General features: G+C 43.9%; 4 protein-coding genes. 3 read left to right on the top strand and 1 reads right to left on the bottom strand.

Annotation, left to right across the window (positions count from 1 at the left end):
* A partial coding sequence (locus VIN08_RS27525) for a Uma2 family endonuclease (protein WP_331972773.1) occupies window positions 1-240 on the bottom strand: 240 nt, incomplete at its 3' end.
* Window positions 241-327: 87 nt separating this feature from the next.
* Between VIN08_RS27525 and VIN08_RS27520 the strand changes: the two genes are divergently transcribed.
* The 3 genes from VIN08_RS27520 to rseP all read left to right on the top strand — a co-directional run.
* Window positions 328-1827, top strand: a complete 1500-nt coding sequence (locus VIN08_RS27520; protein ID WP_331972769.1) for a GH3 auxin-responsive promoter family protein — start codon at window positions 328-330, stop codon at window positions 1825-1827.
* Window positions 1828-1990: 163 nt separating this feature from the next.
* Window positions 1991-3154 (top strand): 1-deoxy-D-xylulose-5-phosphate reductoisomerase, encoded by a 1164-nt coding sequence (locus VIN08_RS27515; RefSeq protein WP_331972767.1) that lies wholly within the window; start codon window positions 1991-1993, stop codon window positions 3152-3154.
* A gap of 53 nt (window positions 3155-3207) precedes the next feature.
* Window positions 3208-4538 (top strand): RIP metalloprotease RseP (rseP, locus tag VIN08_RS27510; RefSeq protein ID WP_331972765.1); only part of this gene is annotated, 1331 nt, incomplete at its 3' end.

Genomic DNA, 4538 nt, shown 5'->3' with positions numbered 1-4538 from the left:
CAAAGTAAATCCTGCTGACGAGTCAAAACATTTTCCAAGCTTATATTCCTTGTTCCACTTGCGTAGCTGGTAGTCGATTTCACTGTTAAGATCTCCTGAAACTGAACTGGCGGGTGACATAACGATTATATTTCCATCGGGATTGCGTTCAAACCTCAGGTCACGATTCTGCGAGCAGAGTTCATAAAACTCTGTGTCGTCCATTTCTTCAAAAACACGATGCCTGATCAGTAAATCCATACATTGAAATTTACAGTGTTAAAGATAGTCTTTCTTCTCTATCCGGAGATAAGTAACGATTGACCGATTTTGTTAGTTTTGTGCACTATGGGAATCCGCTCTTTTCTGGCAAAACCTTTTGCCTCCTATATAGCTTCACAAACGCGCCAGTGGTCGCTGCAGCCGGGCAAATACCAGATGCAGATACTGCACGCGCTGGTAGAACAAGGTAAGTCTACTGCTTTTGGCAGAGATCATGACTTTGCATCGATTAAAACATACGATGATTTTAAGAAACGCGTGCCGATTCGCGATTACGAATTGTTACGACCCTATATCGATCGCATGGTAAAAGGAGAAGCTGATATTCTGTGGAAAGGTAAACCGCTATACCTGGCAAAAACTTCGGGCACAACATCGGGTACTAAATATATACCGATCACTAAAGATTCTGTTCCCTATCATTTCAATAACTCGCGCAACGCAGTGTTGAGCTATGTACATGAAACCGGAAATGCTTCGTTCCTAGATGGAGGATTGATCTTTCTTTCGGGTAGTCCTGAGCTGGATGAGAAGAACGGTATAAAAGTCGGGCGACTCTCCGGTATAGCCAATCATCATGTGCCATCGTATCTGCGCACCAATCAGAAGCCCAGCTATACTACCAATTGCATTGACGATTGGGAAGAAAAACTGGAGCGCATCATTGATGAAACATTAAAAGAAAACATGACGCTCATCTCCGGTATACCACCGTGGGCGCAAATGTACTTTGATCGCCTGCAGGCACGCACCGGTAAAAAGATCAAAGATATATTTCCGAATTTTTCCATGTTCGTATATGGCGGAGTAAACTTTGAACCTTATCGTGCTAAATTGTTTGACAGTATCGGCAAGAAAGTAGATTCGATCGAAACATACCCGGCATCCGAAGGATTTATAGCCTATCAGGATTCACAAAAAGAACCGGGATTGTTGCTGCAACTCAACAGCGGAATGTTCTTTGAATTTGTACCGGCAGAAGAATACTTCAACGACAATCCAACCAGGCTTAGTATAGAAGAAGTAGAACTCGGGAAAAACTATGCGCTCATCATCAACAGCAATGCTGGTTTATGGGGATACTCCATTGGCGATACGGTAAAATTCATTTCCAAAAATCCGTATAAACTTATTGTTAGTGGTCGCATCAAACATTTTATATCGGCCTTTGGTGAACACGTGATTGGTGAAGAAGTGGAGAAAGCCATGAAATATACCATGGAAAAATTTCCGGATACGGAGCTGATCGAATTTACTGTGGCCCCGAATGTAGCTCCGAAAGAAGGCATGCCGCATCATCAGTGGCTCATAGAGTTTGCCAAAGCTCCGAGTGATATGCAGGCCTTCTCCAAAGAACTTGATGTGCAGATGCGCAAGCTGAATGTGTATTATGATGATCTGATTTCCGGCAATATTCTGGAACCATTGATCATTACAAGCCTGCAGCGAAATGCTTTTATCGATTATATGAAGTCGCAGGGAAAATTGGGAGGTCAGAACAAAGTACCACGTCTTTCAAACGACCGGAAGATTGCCGATGCACTGGATGCTTTCCAACTGCGGTAGCCGCAACCCGGCCATCGTGAATCATAACGAACTTATTTATACTTTTGCATAACCTGCGGAATGTGCATGAATATCAATTCCGCTCAAAACATCCGTTTCAACGACTGTATACGTAGATTATACAGCAGAAAAGAAATCAGTATTCATCAAGCATCACAGACCCTTGAGCCATAAAAAACACATTGCGATACTCGGTTCTACCGGATCGATCGGTACACAAGCATTGGAAGTTATAGCCGCGCATGCCGATGCGTTGGAAGTGGAAGTACTCACCGCGCAAAACAATGCCGACCTTTTGATAGAGCAGGCCCGCAAGTTTAAACCCAATGCTGTTGTAATTGCCAATGAAGAGCATTACGCGCACGTAAAACAAAGCCTGGCATCGGAAGACATCAAAGTATATGCAGGCGAAAAAGCATTGGCAGACGTTGTACAAATGGATACCATTGACCTGGTGCTTACAGCCTTGGTGGGATATTCCGGACTGAGGCCAACCATCAAAGCTATAGAAGCAGGCAAAACTATAGCCTTGGCCAATAAAGAAACGCTGGTGGTAGCTGGCGATCTCATTACCAAGCTTGCACGCGAGAAGGGTATTAATATTTACCCGGTTGATTCAGAACACTCGGCTATCTTTCAATGTATAGTAGGAGAGTTTCATAATAAAATTGAAAAGATTGTACTCACTGCTTCCGGTGGACCATTCCGCGGAAAGAGACGTGAAGAACTGATCACAGTAACAAAGGCTCAGGCACTCAAACATCCTAACTGGAGCATGGGCGCTAAAGTTACCATCGATTCAGCTTCGCTCATGAACAAAGGCTTGGAGGTAATTGAAGCGAAGTGGCTTTTCGGTTTAAAAACAGAACAAGTGGAGGTAGTGGTGCATCCGCAATCTATTATACACTCGTTCGTGCAATTTGAAGATGGTTCAATGAAGGCACAACTCGGACTGCCTGATATGCGGGTGCCGATCCAGTTTGCCATGACATACCCTGACAGACTGAAATCGGATTTTCCGCGTTTTGACTTTACGCAATACCCTTCACTCACCTTTGAAAAACCGGATACGGAAACTTTTCGTAATCTTGCATTGGCGTTCGAGGCGCTCGGCAAGGGCGGGAATATGCCATGTGTGCTTAACGCAGCCAATGAAATAGCTGTGGCTGGGTTTTTGAAGGATAAAGTGGGATTTCTCGAAATGTCGGATATAGTTGAACGATGCCTCGCGAAAATGAATTATGTGGTTAATCCTTCTTATGAGGATTATGTACATACCGATCGTGAAACACGCGTAAGAGCGAGCGAGATGATCCGCTCGGTGTAAGTTGTGTTCGTAACGCAGTTGAAAAAGATTTTAAAAACGATAACGGATAACGAATGGATTGGATGATTATGTTGGCTCAGCTTCTGTTGAGCCTGTCTTTCTTGGTGGCAGTGCACGAGCTCGGGCACCTGTTGGCTGCTAAATATTTCGGCATGCGCGTAGAGCAGTTCTCCATTGGCTTTCCGCCAAAAATCTGGTCCTTTAAAAAAGGTGAAACAGAATATGCCATCAGTGCTATACCACTCGGTGGCTATGTAAAGATCTCCGGAATGATCGATGAGTCGCTCGATACAGATGCGATGAATCAACCACCGCAGCCGTGGGAATTTCGCTCCAAGCCAGCGTGGCAACGCCTTATTGTAATGCTCGGTGGTATAGTTGTAAATGTTATAGTAGGTGTTCTCATCTTTATCGGTATAACATTCGCATTTGGCGATACCTATATATTAAAAGATGCTATCAACAATCGTGGTGGTTTTCAGGTTGGACCGATCGGTGAAGAGATCGGCTTGAAGACTGGCGACAAGATTGTGAAAGTAAATGGTAAAGATTTTAAATATCTTACCGATATCGTGAAGCCACAGACACTACTGGCCAACGATGCTTACTATACTGTTGAACGCGATGGTAAGCTGATCGATATAAATATACCGGCTAACTTCATTCAGAAGTTCAATAAAAAAGAGAATGCTGCCAACTTCATTGACTACCGCATTCCTCCGATGATCGGCAAGGTTGAAAAAGAAACACTGGCTGCAAAGATCGGTTTACAAAAAGGCGACCTCTTTACGGAAATAGACGGAACGCCTGTAGTATATTTTGATGAAGCACACAAACTGATACAGGCACACAAAGCCGGTAATGCCGACTCTATATCTTTCAAGATTGTAAGAAACGGACAGGTGATCGCTTATCGCGAATACTTTAAAGGAATGAAGTCCGTTGGTTTTTACCCGATGGAACCTGAGCATTATCTCGATGAAGGAAAGGTAAGTATCAAATATGGTTTTGTTGAATCCATACCGCTGGGTACAGAGCGTGCCTTCCAAACATTAAAGACACAGATCACTGCGTTTAGTAAAGTGATTACCGGTGTACTTTCTCCGAAGGAATCATTGTCTGGTCCTATAGGTATCATGCAGGCTTATGGAGCAGAATGGAAGTGGGATCGCTTCTGGTCACTCACCGGTGTGTTGTCATTGGTACTGGCATTTATGAACCTGTTACCTATACCGGCACTCGATGGTGGTCACGTAATGTTCCTCACTTACGAAATGATATCACGCAGAAAGCCTTCCGATAAATTCCTGGAAGCTGCGCAAAAAGTAGGCATGGTATTCCTGCTCGCACTCATGGTATTCATCTTTGCCAACGACATTATCAA

The sequence above is a fragment of the Ohtaekwangia sp. genome (assembly GCF_036568665.1).
Lineage (GTDB): Bacteria > Bacteroidota > Bacteroidia > Cytophagales > Cyclobacteriaceae > Ohtaekwangia.
Note: the sequence above shows the minus strand (reverse complement) of the source record. Positions and strands in the feature narration are given on the sequence as shown.